This window comes from Curtobacterium sp. UNCCL17 (assembly GCF_000686685.1).
Taxonomy (GTDB): Bacteria; Actinomycetota; Actinomycetes; order Actinomycetales; family Microbacteriaceae; genus Curtobacterium; species Curtobacterium flaccumfaciens.
This window is the reverse complement of record NZ_KK366001.1, coordinates 401,292-416,341: the sequence shown is the minus strand read 5'-3', so window position 1 is coordinate 416,341 and position 15,050 is coordinate 401,292. Positions and strand designations below refer to the sequence as shown.

At 71.4% G+C, this 15,050-nt stretch carries 13 protein-coding genes; 7 read left to right on the top strand and 6 right to left on the bottom strand.

Going from position 1 to position 15,050, the window contains the following annotated elements; genetic code table 11:
- The first annotated feature begins 120 nt into the window (after positions 1 to 120).
- Positions 121 to 1,869, top strand: a complete 1,749-nt coding sequence (locus tag BR70_RS0111775; protein WP_027466230.1) for a glycerol-3-phosphate dehydrogenase/oxidase — start codon at positions 121 to 123, stop codon at positions 1,867 to 1,869.
- Between the two features lie 112 nt (positions 1,870 to 1,981).
- Here the strand turns inward: BR70_RS0111775 and BR70_RS0111770 are convergent, their stop codons facing one another.
- Positions 1,982 to 2,638: a histidine phosphatase family protein gene (locus BR70_RS0111770; protein WP_027466229.1), complete on the bottom strand. Its 657-nt coding sequence runs from the start codon at positions 2,636 to 2,638 to the stop codon at positions 1,982 to 1,984.
- Positions 2,639 to 2,666: 28 nt separating this feature from the next.
- The gene (gene ykgO, locus BR70_RS0111765) at positions 2,667 to 2,789 is read right to left on the bottom strand and encodes a type B 50S ribosomal protein L36 (RefSeq protein ID WP_017888460.1); all 123 of its coding nucleotides are present in this window, start codon (positions 2,787 to 2,789) and stop codon (positions 2,667 to 2,669) included.
- 45 nt (positions 2,790 to 2,834) lie between these two features.
- Here ykgO and BR70_RS20730 point away from each other — a divergent pair, with 45 nt between their 5' ends.
- Positions 2,835 to 3,863, top strand: a complete 1,029-nt coding sequence (locus BR70_RS20730; RefSeq protein WP_051596871.1) for a CobW C-terminal domain-containing protein — start codon at positions 2,835 to 2,837, stop codon at positions 3,861 to 3,863.
- A gap of 207 nt (positions 3,864 to 4,070) precedes the next feature.
- On the opposite strand, the gene BR70_RS0111755 is transcribed toward BR70_RS20730, so the two are convergent.
- A complete protein-coding gene (locus BR70_RS0111755; RefSeq protein WP_027466228.1) occupies positions 4,071 to 5,594 on the bottom strand; it encodes an MFS transporter in 1,524 nt (507 codons plus the stop codon).
- Positions 5,595 to 5,785: 191 nt separating this feature from the next.
- Between BR70_RS0111755 and BR70_RS0111750 the strand changes: the two genes are divergently transcribed.
- Positions 5,786 to 6,310, top strand: a complete 525-nt coding sequence (locus BR70_RS0111750) for a DinB family protein (RefSeq protein WP_027466227.1) — start codon at positions 5,786 to 5,788, stop codon at positions 6,308 to 6,310.
- Between the two features lie 248 nt (positions 6,311 to 6,558).
- On the opposite strand, the gene BR70_RS0111745 is transcribed toward BR70_RS0111750, so the two are convergent.
- The gene (locus tag BR70_RS0111745; RefSeq protein ID WP_027466226.1) at positions 6,559 to 7,530 is read right to left on the bottom strand and encodes a sugar-binding transcriptional regulator; all 972 of its coding nucleotides are present in this window, start codon (positions 7,528 to 7,530) and stop codon (positions 6,559 to 6,561) included.
- Between the two features lie 53 nt (positions 7,531 to 7,583).
- On the bottom strand, positions 7,584 to 8,441 hold the full coding sequence (locus BR70_RS0111740; protein WP_051596870.1) for a GolD/DthD family dehydrogenase: 858 nt from the start codon (positions 8,439 to 8,441) through the stop codon (positions 7,584 to 7,586).
- A 107-nt stretch (positions 8,442 to 8,548) separates the two neighbouring features.
- Between BR70_RS0111740 and BR70_RS0111735 the strand changes: the two genes are divergently transcribed.
- From BR70_RS0111735 to BR70_RS0111720, 4 genes are all read left to right on the top strand, one after another.
- Complete coding sequence (locus BR70_RS0111735; protein WP_027466224.1) at positions 8,549 to 9,718, top strand: zinc-binding dehydrogenase; 1,170 nt, start codon at positions 8,549 to 8,551, stop codon at positions 9,716 to 9,718.
- A 29-nt stretch (positions 9,719 to 9,747) separates the two neighbouring features.
- Positions 9,748 to 11,064: an MFS transporter gene (locus BR70_RS0111730; RefSeq protein WP_035808809.1), complete on the top strand. Its 1,317-nt coding sequence runs from the start codon at positions 9,748 to 9,750 to the stop codon at positions 11,062 to 11,064.
- A 72-nt stretch (positions 11,065 to 11,136) separates the two neighbouring features.
- Positions 11,137 to 12,876 (top strand): dihydroxyacetone kinase family protein, encoded by a 1,740-nt coding sequence (locus tag BR70_RS0111725; RefSeq protein ID WP_027466222.1) that lies wholly within the window; start codon positions 11,137 to 11,139, stop codon positions 12,874 to 12,876.
- Positions 12,873 to 13,355 carry a ribose-5-phosphate isomerase gene (locus BR70_RS0111720; protein WP_027466221.1) on the top strand — a complete coding sequence of 161 codons (483 nt, stop codon included), beginning with the start codon at positions 12,873 to 12,875 and terminating at the stop codon, positions 13,353 to 13,355. Before BR70_RS0111725 ends, BR70_RS0111720 begins: the two co-directional genes overlap by 4 nt.
- Before the next feature lie 101 nt (positions 13,356 to 13,456).
- On the opposite strand, the gene BR70_RS0111715 is transcribed toward BR70_RS0111720, so the two are convergent.
- Positions 13,457 to 14,938: an FGGY-family carbohydrate kinase gene (locus BR70_RS0111715; protein ID WP_027466220.1), complete on the bottom strand. Its 1,482-nt coding sequence runs from the start codon at positions 14,936 to 14,938 to the stop codon at positions 13,457 to 13,459.
- Positions 14,939 to 15,050: the final 112 nt, after the last annotated feature.

Sequence of the window (15,050 nt, the reverse complement as noted above, 5' to 3'; positions counted from 1 at the left end):
CCGCCGTGTCGGGCCTGGACGACACGTGTGCTGCACGTTCGTGCACGCGAGTTGCCCGCCCTGTCGAACGAGCGCACGATCGATCCTGACCCCACGAACAGACGAAGGAAGCGACGAACCATGTCGAAGAAGACACAGCCCCGGAACACGGTGACCGCCCTCACCGAGCGCCCGAACGCGCAGGTCCTCGTCGTCGGCGGCGGCATCAACGGCATCGCGACGTTCCGCGACCTGGCGCTCCAGGGCGTCGACGTCGCCCTGGTCGAGCGTGGCGACTACGCCTCCGGCGCCTCCGCGGCCTCGAGCCACATGATCCACGGCGGCATCCGCTACCTGGAGAACGGCGAGTTCCGCCTGGTGCGCGAGAGCGTGCAGGAGCGCAACGGCCTGATCCGCATCGCCCCGCACTACGTCAAGCCGCTGCAGACGACCATGCCGATCTTCTCGACGTTCTCCGGCATCATGAACGCCCCGCTGCGCATGCTGACGCACAAGCAGCGCTCCACCAAGGAGCGCGGCGCGATGCTCATCAAGATCGGCATGACGATCTACGACTCCTTCTCGCGTGACGGCGGCTCCGTCCCGAAGCACGTCTTCCGCACCAAGAAGGCCGCGCTCGAGGACATGCCCGCCCTCAACAAGGACCTGAAGTACACGGGTACCTACTACGACGCGAGTGTGCACGAGCCCGAGCGCCTTGCCCTCGACGTCCTGAAGGACGGCCTGGCCGCGGGAGCCGGGAGCGGCTCAGCCGCGACCGCCCGCGCCACGAACTACGTCGAGGCAGCCGGCACCCGCGACGGCGGCGTCCTGCTGCGCGACCGCGAGACCGGCGACGAGTTCGTCTTCACCGCCGACGTCGTGATCAACGCCTCCGGCCCCTGGACCGACCTGACGAACGAGGCGTTCGGCGGCGAGACGAAGTTCATGGGCGGCACGAAGGGCTCGCACATCGTGGTGCACAACGACGAGCTGCTCGAGGCCACCAAGGGACGCGAGCTGTTCTTCGAGAACGACGACGGCCGCATCGTCCTCATCTACCCGCTCAAGGGCCGGGTGCTCATCGGCACGACCGACATCGACGCCGACCCCGCGAAGCCGGTCACGACGACCGACGAGGAGATCGACTACTTCTTCGGGCTCGTCAAGCACGTGTTCCCGCAGATCGACGTCACCCGCGACCACATCGTCTACAGCTACTCCGGCATCCGCCCGCTCCCCCGCCACGAGGACACCGCCCCCGGCTTCGTGTCCCGCGACTACCGGATCGTGGACACCCAGATCGCCGGGCTGCCGAAGTCGACCGTGCTGTCGCTCGTCGGTGGCAAGTGGACGACCTTCCGTGCCCTCGCCGCACACCTGTCCACCGAGGCGACCACCAAGCTCGGCATGAGCCGCAAGGTCGACACCACCGGCATGCCGATCGGCGGTGGCAAGGAGTTCCCAACCACCGACGCGCAGCGCGCCCTGTGGATCAAGTCGCACCGCGACGGCCTGGACGAGTCCCTGGTCGAGGGGCTGCTCGAGCGCTACGGCACCCGTGCCGCCGAGGTCGTGGACGTCCTGACCGACGGCCCGGTCGAGCCGCTCGAGTCCGACCCGTCGCTCACCCGCGCCGAGGTCGCGTACTTCGCCCGCCACGAGCAGGCCGTCCACCTGGTCGACGTCGTCCTGCGCCGCACGAACCTGGCGTTCGTCGGCGGGGTCACGATCGACCTGCTCGACGAGCTGGCCGACGTGCTCGCCGAGGCGCTCGGCTGGACGACCGAGGAGCGCGCGGACGAGGTCCAGCGCACGCTCGACGTGCTGCGTGAGTCGCACGGCGTGATCGTGCCGCTGACGTCCGCGTCGGCGTCGCAGCTCGCGTAGTCGACGCAAGGACAAGACGGACGGGAGGCCCGGTACCAGCTGGTACCGGGCCTCCCGTCCGTTCGTGGTCGCGTCTGCGAGCCGTTGGTCGCGTCGGCGACCGCTGGTCGCGTCAGAAACGCTCGCCGGTGGGGTCGAGCGCCGTGCGGTCGATGAGCTGGTCGCCGCCGACCGGCTCGCCTTCCCAGTCGACCAGGCGCCAGCCGTCGGCGAACGAGCCCTCGAGCTCGACGATGCCGGTGTTCTCCAGGTGGCGCTTCGTGCCGAAGTGGTCCGGGGTGTTCTGCGCAGCCGCGCTCGCCCACGTGCGGATCGCGGCACCGTGGCTGACGGCGGCGGCGACCGCGACCCCGGTGGCCTCGATCTGCCGGACGGCGTCGTCGTAGCGCTCGAAGAACTCGGTGCCGCTCTCGGCACCGGGCATCCGGGTCGTCCGGTCGCCGCCGGACCAGCCGTGCACGGTGGAGATGTAGGTCTGCACGGACACCTTGTCGCTCTTGCCCTGGGTGTCGCCCGCCTCGATCTCGCGCAGGCCCGGCAGCACCACGGGCTCGAGGCCGAGCGAGGTCGCGAGGGGCGCCGCGGTGATCTGCGTGCGGACCATCGACGACACGAACAGTCGCTCGATCCCCCGGTCGGCGAGCGCTGCGGGCAGGGCGTCGGCCTGCTGCTGCCCGAGTTCCGTCAGCCCCGGTCCGGGCACCACGGCATCGAGGACGCCGTGCACGTTCGCGGGGGTCTGGCCGTGGCGGATGAGCAGCAGTCGCATGCCGCCACCCTACGGACCGCCGCTGACGTCAGCCCTGCCGGGTGTTCCAGCGAGGGTTCTTCTTGTTGATGACGTAGACGCGGCCGCGGCGTCGGACCACCTGCGAGCCGGGGATCTTCTTCAGGGCCTTGAGGGAGTTGCGGACCTTCACGACGAGCCTCCTTGTTGATAACGGTTTTCAGTTACAGTAGCGGACATGCGTGCTGCTGCCATCACCCTCGTCACCGCCCTGCACCAGGTCGACGCCGACCGCGTCGCCGCCCGGATCTCGGACGGACACCGGATGAACGTCGCCGGGAGTGCCTTCGCCACCGCCCGCGCCGTGGCCGACCGTGCCGACCAGCTCGACCGGGTCTGCGGACCCGACGCGGGCCACGGGCTCGTCGTCACCCTGCACCCGGGGGCCGATGCCCGAGCGGTCGGCATGCTGCTCGCCAACGCGGCACGGTCCGAGACCGGCGACGACCGGGTGCTGCGGCACGTCGTCGGGGTGCTGCGGGCCGACGACGTCGCGCACCTGCTGTGGTCGGACGTCGACGATGCCTTCGTGGCCGCGGACCGGATGGCCGCACTCCTCGAGTACGCGACGGTGATCGCCCTCGACCGCATCGAACCGCTGTCCGGCCGTCGGCGTCGGGCGCTCGTGTCACTGCTGCACCGGATGGCGCCCCAGGCCGTGATCGTCGCCCTGCCCGCGATCCGCAGCGCCGCCGACCTGCCGGCGTCGAACGGTGGAGCCGCGCGGGTGCTCGCCACCGGTGCCGGCTGGATGCGGGCGCTGTCGAGCGGTGCGGACACCGGGCGCGACGCCCGCGACGCCCTGGTCTCGATGCGCTACCGGGAGCCGCTGCCCTTCCACCCCGGACGGCTGTCGTCCGTCATCGCCGACGACCTGTCCGCCGGGGTGAACGGCCGCGTGCTGCGGTCGCGGGGGTTCTTCCGCCTGGCGTCCCGGCCGGACCACGTCGGCTCGTGGTCGAGCTTCGGGTCGATGCTCGCGCTCGACCCCACCGCGAACCCGTCATGGGACGCCGACGCCCCGATCGGGCAGGCGCTGTGGTTCGTCGGCGAGCAGCTCGACGTCCGGGCGATCGAGCGGGCGCTCGACGGGGCGCTGCTCACGCCGTCGGAGCTGCTCGCCGGACCGGACGTGTGGCGCGGCTGGCCGGACCCGTTCCCGGTGTGGCCCGCGGTCGACCCGGCGTCGGAGCACCGGCACGAGTGACGCGGGCGCGGGCGGGGCGGGTGCGGCTGGGGCGGCTGGTGCGGACGCCGAACGACACTGTCGATGTCGTACGACGGCGACATCGTCGCTCCCCGAACGGTGCAACAGCCCGCGCACGCAACGAACGACGGAGTCGCTGTCGTACGACAACGACCCCGTCGTTCCACGTCGGCCGGACGCACCCCGCCGACCGATCCCCCACTCGCGTCAGCGCGCTGGCACCCCCTCAGCCTCGCGTGCAGCAGCAGCCGCCGCGTCCTGCGCCGCGAACGGCAGGTCACCGAGGTCCAGGTGCGGGTTCGTGTCCTGCGTGAGCACGAGCTCCTTCGCCTCGTCCTCGGTCTCCACCGCCGGCATCGACCCGGGCAGCGGGCGCTGCGAGGACTCCTTCATGCAGAAGACACCGATCGCTCCGACGACGCTCATCGCCATCAGGAAGTACGCCGGCGCGAGCTCGTCACCCGTCGCGGTGAGCAGCGCCTGCACGATCAGGGGCGTGGTCCCGCCGAACACCGCGATCGCGATGTTGTAGGCGAAACCCATGCCGCCGTACCGCGTCGAGGTCGGGAACAGCGCCGGCAGCGACGCAGCCTGGTTCGACACCCACAGCGCCGTCATCAGCGCGAGCAGTCCGAGGCCGGCGAGCGTCGACCACTGTGCCCCGTGCCCGATGAGCATGAACGCCGGCACCACGAGCACGACGGTGGTGGCGGCACCGATCCACATCACGACGCGGCGGCCGAGGCGGTCGGAGAGCTTGCCGGTCAGCGGCAGCATCACCGCGAGCAGCAGGAGCACCGGGATCGTCAGCAGCGTGCCGTCGATGGCGGAGTACCCGAGCGAGTCGGTCAGGTACGTCGGCATGTACGAGGTCAGGGCGTAGCCCACGGTGTTCGACGCGGCGACGAGCATGATCGCGATGACGATCGGACGCCAGTGCTGGCGGACCATCGCGACGACGTTGGCCGGGCGCTCCCCCTCGAAGGACGCGCGGGACTCGGTCGCGGCCTCCTGCGCGGCCTGGGTCGCCTGGAACACCGGCGACTCCTCGATCCGCAGGCGGAAGTAGATGGCCACGACGCCGATCACACCGGCCGCCAGGAACGGGAACCGCCAGCCGTAGGCGGTCATCGCCTCGTCACCGAGGGTGAGCTGCAGCACCGACACGACCGTGGCACCGAGCGCGAAGCCGAGGTAGCTGCCGAAGTCCAGGATGCTCGCGAAGAACCCGCGACGGCGGTCCGGGGCGTACTCGGTGACGAAGGTCGTCGCCCCGGCGTACTCACCACCGGTCGAGAAGCCCTGCGCGAGCTTCAGCACCACGAGCAGGATCGGGCCGAACACGCCGATCGTCGCGTACGCGGGGAGCGCCCCGATCAGGAACGTCGACGCCGCCATCATGATCAGCGTCGTCGCGAGCACCTTCTGCCGACCGATCCGGTCTCCGAGGCGTCCGAACACGATGCCACCGAGCGGCCGCGCGATGTACGTCGCCGCGAACACCCCGAGGCTGAACAGGATCTGCACCGCGGGTTCGGCCGTCGGCAGGAAGACCTTCCCCATCGTGACGGCCAGGTAGCCGTACACACCGACGTCGTACCACTCCATGGTGTTGCCGACGACCATGCCGCTGACGGCTCGTCGCATCATGCTCTTGTCGACCACGGTGACGTCGCTCTCGCGCAGCCGTCGGTGCGGTCGGGGGTGGGTACTGCTGGGGTCGGAACCCATGCATCGCTCCTCGAGAAGATCGGTGGGCCGTCGGGAACCGGCCCAGAACAGCGAGCGACGTTACCGAGCAACCGAAATGTCATTGGCCGGTGATTCTCAGGGAACGGCGTGTCACCCGAACGGGGGTCGCCGCCGATCCGCACCAGTCCGGCGAACCCGGAAGCTGAGTAACGAGGCCGTAACATCGGCCCATGGCGATCGAACCGGAGACGAAGAACTGGACGTGGGTCATCGAGTCCGCGTGTCCCGAGTGCGGCTACGACGGCAGCGCGGTGACCGTCCGCGACGTGCCGGGCATCATCGACGAGAACACCGCAGGATGGCCCGCGGTCCTCGGACGCGATGACGTGCGCGACCGCCCCGACGACCAGACCTGGTCACCGCTCGAGTACGGCGCGCACGTGCGGGACGTGCACCGGAAGATGGCGGAGCGCCTCGAGCTGATGCTCACCGAGGACGCCCCGACGTTCCCGAACTGGGACCAGGACGCCACCGCCGTCGAGGACCGCTACGGCGAGCAGGACCCCGCGATCGTCGCCGAAGAGCTGCGGGAGTCGGCCGACCGCGCGGCCCGGGCCTTCGCGGCGGTGCCCGACGAGGTGCTCGAGCGCACCGGGCTCCGGTCCGACGGCAGCGCCTTCACCGTCGCGACGCTCGCCACCTACTACGCGCACGACCCGGTGCACCACCTGTGGGACGTGCGGCGCACGCTCTAGACGTGGGGACCACCGGCCTGGAGGCGCGGTGCGGACCCGCCCCGCGCCTCCAGGCCGTCAGGCGGTCGCCCCCGCACCCGCCCCCACCTACCGGAATCGGGCGTACCTCCCGAAACCGGGCGTACCTGCCGAAACCGGGCGTACCTACCGAAACCGGGCGTAGCTGCCACGAAGAATCGACCAGGTATGCCCGAAAGCACCCTCCATCGCACGCGTGATGGGAAGGATCGGGCACCGAGCCGGAGCGCTCAGGCGAGTGCGTCGAGCACGGCGCGCGCCGTCGCGGCGTCGGTCACCAGCTCGTTGACCAGCCCGCCCCGCACCGCGGCCACGATGCTCGTGACCTTGGCACTGCCCACGGCGACCCCGACCGCGTGCGGCACGGTCGACAGGATCTCGCGCGAGGTCCGCACCATCCGGTCGCTGCCGGGGAACTCGATCGGCGAGCCGTCCGCGGCGTAGAAGTTCAGGCAGACGTCGCCGGCGGCCCGGTCGAACGCCGCGTCCTCGACCGGGATGCCCCGGGCCAGGGCGTCACGCGTGTGCGTCGGCGCCCCGATGCCGAGGATCGCGCCCTTCGCTCGGCTCCACAGCCCGACGACGTGTTGGAACGCCGGGTCCTCGTCGAGGGTGGACCGCATCGCCGGGGACGGCAGCGCCTGGGCGAACAGGAACGCCGGGATCGCGCCGGAGTGTTCCGCGGCCGTCCGGGTGATCTCGTTCGTCTGGAACCACGGCATCGGGTCGGCCTGCCCGCCCACGGTCGGCACCAGCTGCACGCCGGGCATGGTCGGCATGCCGGACCGTGCGACGTCGTACACGGTGCGCCCCGACGACATCAGGACGGCGTCGCCGGGGACGAGTCCCATGCCCTCGACCGCGGCGGCCAGCGGTGCGGCCAGGTCGGCGCCGAGCGTGGCGGCGTGGGTGACCGCGGCGAGGTGGACGGCTCGGAGTCCGAGCACGACCTGCAGCCGTTCGGCGAGCGCCACGGTCTCGTCCTGGAACGGGTCGACGACCTCGATGCGGACGAGTCCGGCCTTGCGGGCCTCGGCGACGAGCCGTGAGACGGTCGGGCGCGAGACGCCAAGGCGCGAGGCGATCTCGACCTGCGTGGCGTCCTCGAGGTAGTACATCCGCGCCGCCTGGTAGACGGTGTCCAGCGGGAACCGGGTGCGCGACGCGTCGGGGCCGGGGCCAGCGGTGCTCTCGGACGACATGGAGCAGGACCCTTCGACTCGATCGGACACCGCGATCGTAGTCCGAGCAGGCCTCAGCGGATCGTGAACCCGCCGTCCACGCGGAGGTCTGCACCGTTCACCATGGCGCTCGACTCCCCCGCCAGGAACAGCACGGCCGCGGCGATCTCGTCGGGGGTCGCGAAGCGGCCGGTGGGGATCTCGTCCTGGTGCCGGATGCCGTTCTCGTTCGCCCAGGCAGCACGGCCGAGGTCGGTGAGGACGACGGTCGGCGACACGGTGTTCACGGTGACACCGCGGCCACCCCACTCGAGTGCGAGCACGGTCGTCAGACCGATGACGCCGGCCTTCGAGGCGCAGTAGGCGGCGTGACCGTCGATGCCGACGTGGGCCGCCTGCGATGCGATGTTGACGATCCGCCCGTACCCGGCGTCGAGCATGTGCCGGCCGACGGCCTGCGCCACGCGGAACGTGCCGGTCAGGTTGACGTCGATGGTCGCTGCCCAGGTCTCGGCAGCCAGGTCCTCTGCCGGGGCGAGCGCGGCGATGCCAGCGCAGTTCACCAGCACGTCGACGCCGCCGAAGTGCCGGACGACGTCCGCGACGGTGCGGGTCACGGAGTCGGCGTCGGTCACGTCGCAGGCGAAGCCGGCATGGAGGCCCGTGGCCGCGTCCGCCCCGTCGGCCGCGGCGTCCGGCCCGGTCGTCACGGGCCCGGCGGACGTGGGCAGGTCGGCCGCCCCCGACGTGGCACCGTCCGCACGGACGTCGACGACGGCGACGCGGGCACCCCGCGCGGCCAGGGCCCGGGCGATGGCGTTGCCGATGCCGGACGCCCCACCGGTCACCACCGCCGTGCGGCCGCTGAAGTCGTTGGTCAGGTCGATCGTGTCGGGGCCCGGTCGGAGGGCCGCGGCGAAGTCCGTCGTCATGTTCGCTCCCTTGCGTTCGCGGCCGAACCTACCAGAAATTGTGTTCTGGACAAACGTTCTGCAGGGTGTACAGTCATCGCCGAAGCCACCCAACGGAGGAACAGCTCATGTCGACGACGACCGAGAACGCGGCCACGACCGCCCCCACCACGATCCCCACGACGATGCGCGCCGTCGTCGTCCACGACCCCGGTGACTACCGGCTCGAGGAGCGTCCCGTCCCGACGCCCGGCCCCGGGGAACTCCTGCTCCGCACCGACGCCGTCGGCATCTGCGCGAGCGACCTGAAGTGCTACCACGGCGCCGCGAAGTTCTGGGGCGACGAGAACCGTGCGGCCTGGGCCGAGCGCGACCGCATCCCCGGACACGAGTTCGTCGGCACGATCGTCGCCGGTGACGACACCGCCCTGACCAAGCGTGGCGTCGCCCTCGGTGACCGGATCGCCTGCGAGCAGATCGTGCCGTGCTGGGAGTGCCGCTACTGCCTCGAGGGCGCGTACTGGATGTGCAACGTGCACGACATGTTCGGCTTCAAGGGCTACGACGGCGCGATGGCCGAGTACGTGCTCGTGCCGGCGAAGGCGTTGACCCACCCGGTGTCGAAGGCGCTGCCCGGCCAGGTCGCCGCGTTCTCGGAGCCGTTGTCCTGCGCGTTCCACGCCGTCGAGCGCGGGGACATCAAGTTCGGCGACACCGTGGTGATCGCCGGTGCCGGCCCGATCGGCCTCTCCGCGATCGCCGGTGCACGGCAGAAGAACCCGCTCCGGATCATCGCGCTCGATGTGGTCGAGGCGAAGCTCGAGCTGGCCCGCAAGGTCGGCGCCGACCTCACGATCAACATCGCCCAGGAGGACGCGGTCGCCCGGGTCAAGGAGCTCACCGACGGCTACGGTGCCGACGTCTACATCGAGGCCACCGGGCACCCGTCGGCGGTGCCGCAGGGACTGAACCTGCTCCGCAAGCTCGGGACCTTCGTCGAGTACTCGGTGTTCAAGGACGACGTGTCCGTGGACTGGTCGATCATCTCGGACGACAAGGAGCTCGACGTCCGCGGCGCCCACCTCGGTCCGCACACCTGGCCGGCGGCGATCAAGCTGCTCGAGGCCGAGACCCTGCCGATGTCGGAGATCTGCACGCACCAGTTCCCGCTCGAGCAGTTCCAGGAGGCCCTCGACCTGGTCGGCGACTCCGCCGGTGCCAGCGTCAAGGTGTCGATCATCCCGTCCCTGACCGCCCCCACCACGGCCGCACAGGCCGCACAGGCCGCACGGGCCTGACCGACTCCGCCAGCAGGGAGAGAACGAGCATGTCAGCGACGACAGCCCGCGCCACCGGCGCCCGCACGACCGCGCCCCGCACCGAGGGCCGCCTGGACCGGATGGGCATCCCCCGTCCGCTCGCCCTCGGGTTCGTCGCCGTCCTGGTCTTCATGACCGGGAACGGCGTCGAGTCGAACTTCATCACGCCGCACATGGTGGCGGTCCTCGGCAGCCCCGAGGCCACCGTGGCGACGATCGTCACCTTCTACAGCTTGGCCGCACTGATCGGCAGCTACGTCTCGGGGGCCCTGTCCGACCTGGTCGGGCCGCGCCGCGTGATGATCCTCGGCTTCGCCGTCTGGGTCGCGTTCGAGGTCCTGTTCCTGCTGGCACTCGGCGCCGGCAGTGTCCCGTTCGCCGCCGTCACCTACGCGTTGCGTGGGTTCGGCTACCCGCTGTTCGCCTTCGCGTTCCTGGTCTGGGTGAACATCACCACCCCGGTCGAACGGAACGGCTCCGCGGTCGGCTGGTTCTACGTCGCCTTCACGGGTGGCCTGCCGACCCTCGGCTCGCTGTTCGCGATCGGTGCCATCCCGGTGTTCGGCGGCGGCACGGTCGGTGAGACCGGTGCGATGGTCGCCTCGATCGGCCTGGTCGTGATCGGGTTCCTCATCATGCTGTTCGGCGTCCGGCTGCCGAACGGGTTCACGCGCATCGCCCCCGCCGGCGAGAGCGCCTGGCAGGTGCTGACGAGCGGCATCCGCCTGACGGTCACGCGACCGAAGATCCTGATGGGCTTCCTCGTCCGCCTGATCAACACCGCGCCGGAGTTCGGCATGTTCGTCGTGCTCCCCGCGGTCATCGCGAACGAGCGCGGCTGGGGCCAGAGCCGCTGGCTGCTCATGACCGTCTGCGTCTACGCGACGAACATCCTGGTCAACGCCCTGTTCGGTTGGGTGGGCGACAAGATCGGCTGGCAGCGCACCGTCAAGTGGTTCGGCATCGTCGGCTCCGCCCTCGGGCTCATCGCCTGGTGGTACGTGCCGCAGCTCGTCCCCGCCGGGTCGGACTGGGGCTACGTGCTCTCCGTCGTCGCCGGCTGCGTGTTCGGCTGCCTGCTCGCCGGGTTCGTGCCGATGGGCGCGATCATGCCGGCGCTCGCCCCCGAGCACAAGGGCGCCGCGATGGCGATGTACACCACGGCCGCCGGGGGCGCCGCGTTCCTCGGCACCGGTGTCGTCGCCGCGGTCTTCGCCCTGGGCGGCGGCGGCCAGGCCGCCACGTGGACGTTCGTCGGCCTGTACGCCTGCGCCTTCGTGATGATCCACTTCCTCAAGGTCCCGCAGGGCGACCGAGGACACTGAGTTCCGGGCGACGACGGCCGTCCCGTCGTCGCCCGGTGCACCACCCACCACCATCCCCGGAGGACCCGCACCATGACCACGATCCACGACGACCCGGACGAGTTCGCCGAAGACCAGCTGAGCGGCTGGCTCGCGCTCTACGCCGACCGGGTCCGCGGCGTCCACGGCGGCGTCGTCACCCTGCCCACCGAGGGCGCCGCACCGCAGGTCGCCGTCGTCGTCGGGGGCGGCTCCGGCCACTACCCCGCGTTCTGCGGCGTCGTCGGTCCTGGCTTCGCCACCGGCGCCGTCGTCGGCAACGTCTTCACCTCGCCGTCGACCGCGCAGGTCTACTCGGTCGCCAAGGCCGCCGACCAGGGCCGCGGTGTCGTGCTGTCGTTCGGCAACTACGCCGGCGACACCATGAACTTCGGGCTCGCGGCCGAGCGGCTGCGCGCCGAGGGCATCGACACCCGCATCGTCGTGGTCACCGACGACGTCGCCAGTGCCGACGACGAGACGAAGCGGCGCGGCATCGCCGGCGACTTCTCCGTCTTCAAGGCGATGGGTGCCGCCGCTGCCGAGGGAGCCGATCTCGACGAGGTCGAACGGATCGGCCGCGCGTCGAACGCCGCGACCCGCACCATCGGCGTCGCGTTCTCCGGCTGCACCATGCCCGGCGCGACCGAACCGCTGTTCACCGTCCCCGAGGGCCACCTCGGCCTGGGGCTCGGCATCCACGGCGAACCGGGCATCCAGGACGTCCCGCTGCTCCGTGCGACGGATCTGGCGTCCCTGCTCACCGAACGGCTGCTCACCGACCGCCCCGCAGCCGCCGGCTCGCGGGTCGCCCCGATCCTCAACGGGCTCGGTGACACCAAGTACGAGGAGCTCTTCCTGCTCTGGGGCCGGGTGCTGCCCCTGCTGCAGGACGCCGGGCTCCAGGTCGTCGAACCCGAGGTCGGCGAACTCGTCACGAGCCTCGACATGGGCGGCTGCTCGCTGACGCTGCAGTGGCTCGACGACGAACTCGAGCGGTTCTGGCGCGCCGACGCCTACACGCCCGCGTTCCGCAAGGTGGCGGCGCCGGTCGCAGCGCTCGTGCCGGCCGACGCGGTGGACGCCGCCGAGGACGAGGCGACGGTCGTCCCGGAGGCGACCGATGCCTCCCGGCAGGCCGCGCAGACGGCACGAGCCGCCGTCGAGGCGATGGACGCGCTCCTGCGCGAGCACGAGGAGACGCTCGGCCGCATCGATGCGGTCGCCGGGGACGGCGACCACGGCCGCGGCATGGTCAAGGGGATCGGTGCGGCGCGCAAGGCGGTCGACGGGCTCGGCCCGGAGGCCGGGGTCGCCTTCGTCCTCGGACGCGCCGGTGACGCATGGGCCGCGTTCGCGGGCGGTACCTCCGGTGTCCTGTGGGGCGCCGCACTCGAGGCGTTCGGCCGTTCCCTCGGCGACGACCGTGACTCGTACCGGGCGTCCGACGTCGTCGACGCGGCGCAGGACTTCGCCGACTCGATCGTCCACCTGGGCGGGGCGTCCCGCGGGGACAAGACGCTGCTCGACGCGCTGCTGCCGTTCGTGGACGAACTGCGCGGGGCCGTCGACACCGGCGCACCGCTCGTGGCAGCGTGGGAGACCGCGGCGCGGGTCGCGGTCGAGCAGGCCGAGGCCACCGCCGACCTCACGCCGAAGGTCGGACGGGCCAGGCCGCTGGCCGAGAAGAGCCTGGGGACACCCGACGCGGGTGCCACCTCGATGGGGATGGTCCTCACGCGGATCGGCGAGGTCCTCGCCGCCCGTGCTGACAAGGAAGGAACACACGCATGACGTACCGTCTCGTGATCGGGTCCGACGACGCCGGGTTCGACTACAAGGAGATCATCAAGGCCGACCTGCTCGCCGACGACCGTGTGTCGGACGTCACCGACGTCGGCGTCGACTCGGACGGCCACACCGCCTACCCGCACGTCGCCGTGGACGCTGCGCGCCTGGTGGCGAACGGCGAGGCCGACCGCGCGATCCTGATCTGCGGCACCGGCCTCGGTGTGGCGATCAGCGCGAACAAGGTGCCGGGCATCCGTGCCGTGACCGCGCACGACTCCTACAGCGTGGAGCGGTCGATCCTGTCGAACGACGCCCAGGTGCTCTGCATGGGGCAGCGCGTCGTCGGCATCGAGCTCGCCCGCCGGCTGACGAAGGAGTGGCTCGGCTACGAGTTCGACCGTGCCAGTGCCAGCGCCGAGAAGGTCAACGCCATCTGCGAGTACGACGGCAGCGCGCCCGCCGGCGTCGACGCCCAGGCGTAGGTCGCTCGGGTTGCGCACGACACCGGTGTTCGCGCACTGAACACGCCCGCTCGGGTGTTCGGCACGCGGACACCGGTGTCCCGCGGGCCGTTCCGCGCCGCTCAGCCGCGGGCGGCCAGGCGGTGCACGACGGCCTTCGTCGCCTCGTACAGCTCGCGGTAGTCCCGGTAGCCGGCCTCGTACGCCGCGGTCGCCGCAGGGTCAGGCTCGATCACCGTCGCCGGTGGGTTCCACGCACCGATGTCCACGGTGTCGCCCGGCCCCGCGACCAGCTCGGCAGCCAGGTACGCCGAGCCGAAGCACGCACCGATCGTCACGCTCGGCACCGTCTGCCGCAGCCCGGTGACGTCCGACACGATCGTGGGCCACAGCCGTCCGAGCAGCCCGCCGCCGGCCCCGACGAGTTCGCGGACCTCGACCCCGGCGTCGCGCAGCGCCTCGAGGTGGTGCCGTACCGCGTACGCCGTCGCCTCGAGCGTCGCCCGGTAGATGTCCCCGCGCGTGTGCCGGACCGTCAGTCCCGCGAGCACTCCGCGGGCGTCGGGGTCGGCGATCGGCGTCCGCTCCCCCGCGAAGTACGGCAGCATCAGCAGCCCGTTCGCCCCGATGCCGGAGCACCGCGCTTCCTCGAGCATGGTCGACCACTCGCCGTCGACCAGCCGTCGCAACCAGTCCGTGATCGCCCCGGAGGTCGCCATCCCCCCGGACACGCTCGGCTGGCCCGGGTGCGTGCCGACGGTCGTCCACATCCCCGGCACCGCCGTGGGTTCGGCCGTCGGAACGATCATGAACATCGTGGTTCCGTACTGCAGGAACATCCGGCCCGGCACGGACTCACCGACGCTCACACCCTCGGCCCAGGCGTCGATGGTCCCGGCCGTCACGGGGATGCCGGCCGGGAGGCCCGTGGCCGCGGCTGCCTCGGGCGTCACGACGCCCGCCTGGTCGCCCGACCACAGCAGGCGCGGCATGGCGAGACCGGGCGCCAGTCGGTCGCACCACTCCGGGATCCACCGGTTCACGTGCACGTCGTAGAGGGGTGTCGTCTGGCTGGCCGAGTGGTGGTCGAGGACGTACTCACCCGTCAGCCGCTCGACCACGCGGGACGACGGCATCGTGAACCGGGCAGCCCGCGCCCAGACGTCGGGTTCGTGCCGGGCAAGCCAGGCGAGCTTGACGCCGGCGGCCTGCGTACTCAGGGCGGAGCCGCAGCGGGCACGGATCGCGCCCTCGCCGCCGAGCTCCGCCGTGACGTCGTCGAGCAGCGTCGCCGTGCGGGTGTCGATGCCGTACAGGATCGCCGGGCCGAGCGGCGCACCGTCGACGTCGGTCAGCAGCGCGCACGGTCCGATGCCGCTCACGCCGACCGCCTGCACCTCGACGTCGGGCACGCGGTCGAGCAGCGAGCGGGTGAGGGCGGTGAACTCTTCCCACCAGACTGCGGAGTCCATCTCGACCAGGCCCTGCTCGGGACGGTCGACGTCGTGTCGGCGGCTCACCTCGGCGAGCACGGTGCCGTCGAACCGGGCCAGCAACGCCTTCGTGCTCGACGTCCCGATGTCCAGACCGAGCACCGCTCGCATGCCGCCTCCTTCGCCGCCACACGACCGCCGCCGGTCGCGCCACGAGTCTACGAGCGACGCCCAGCTGCCTGTCGGGGGCCGGACGTACCGTACCGACGACTCCAATGCTCCA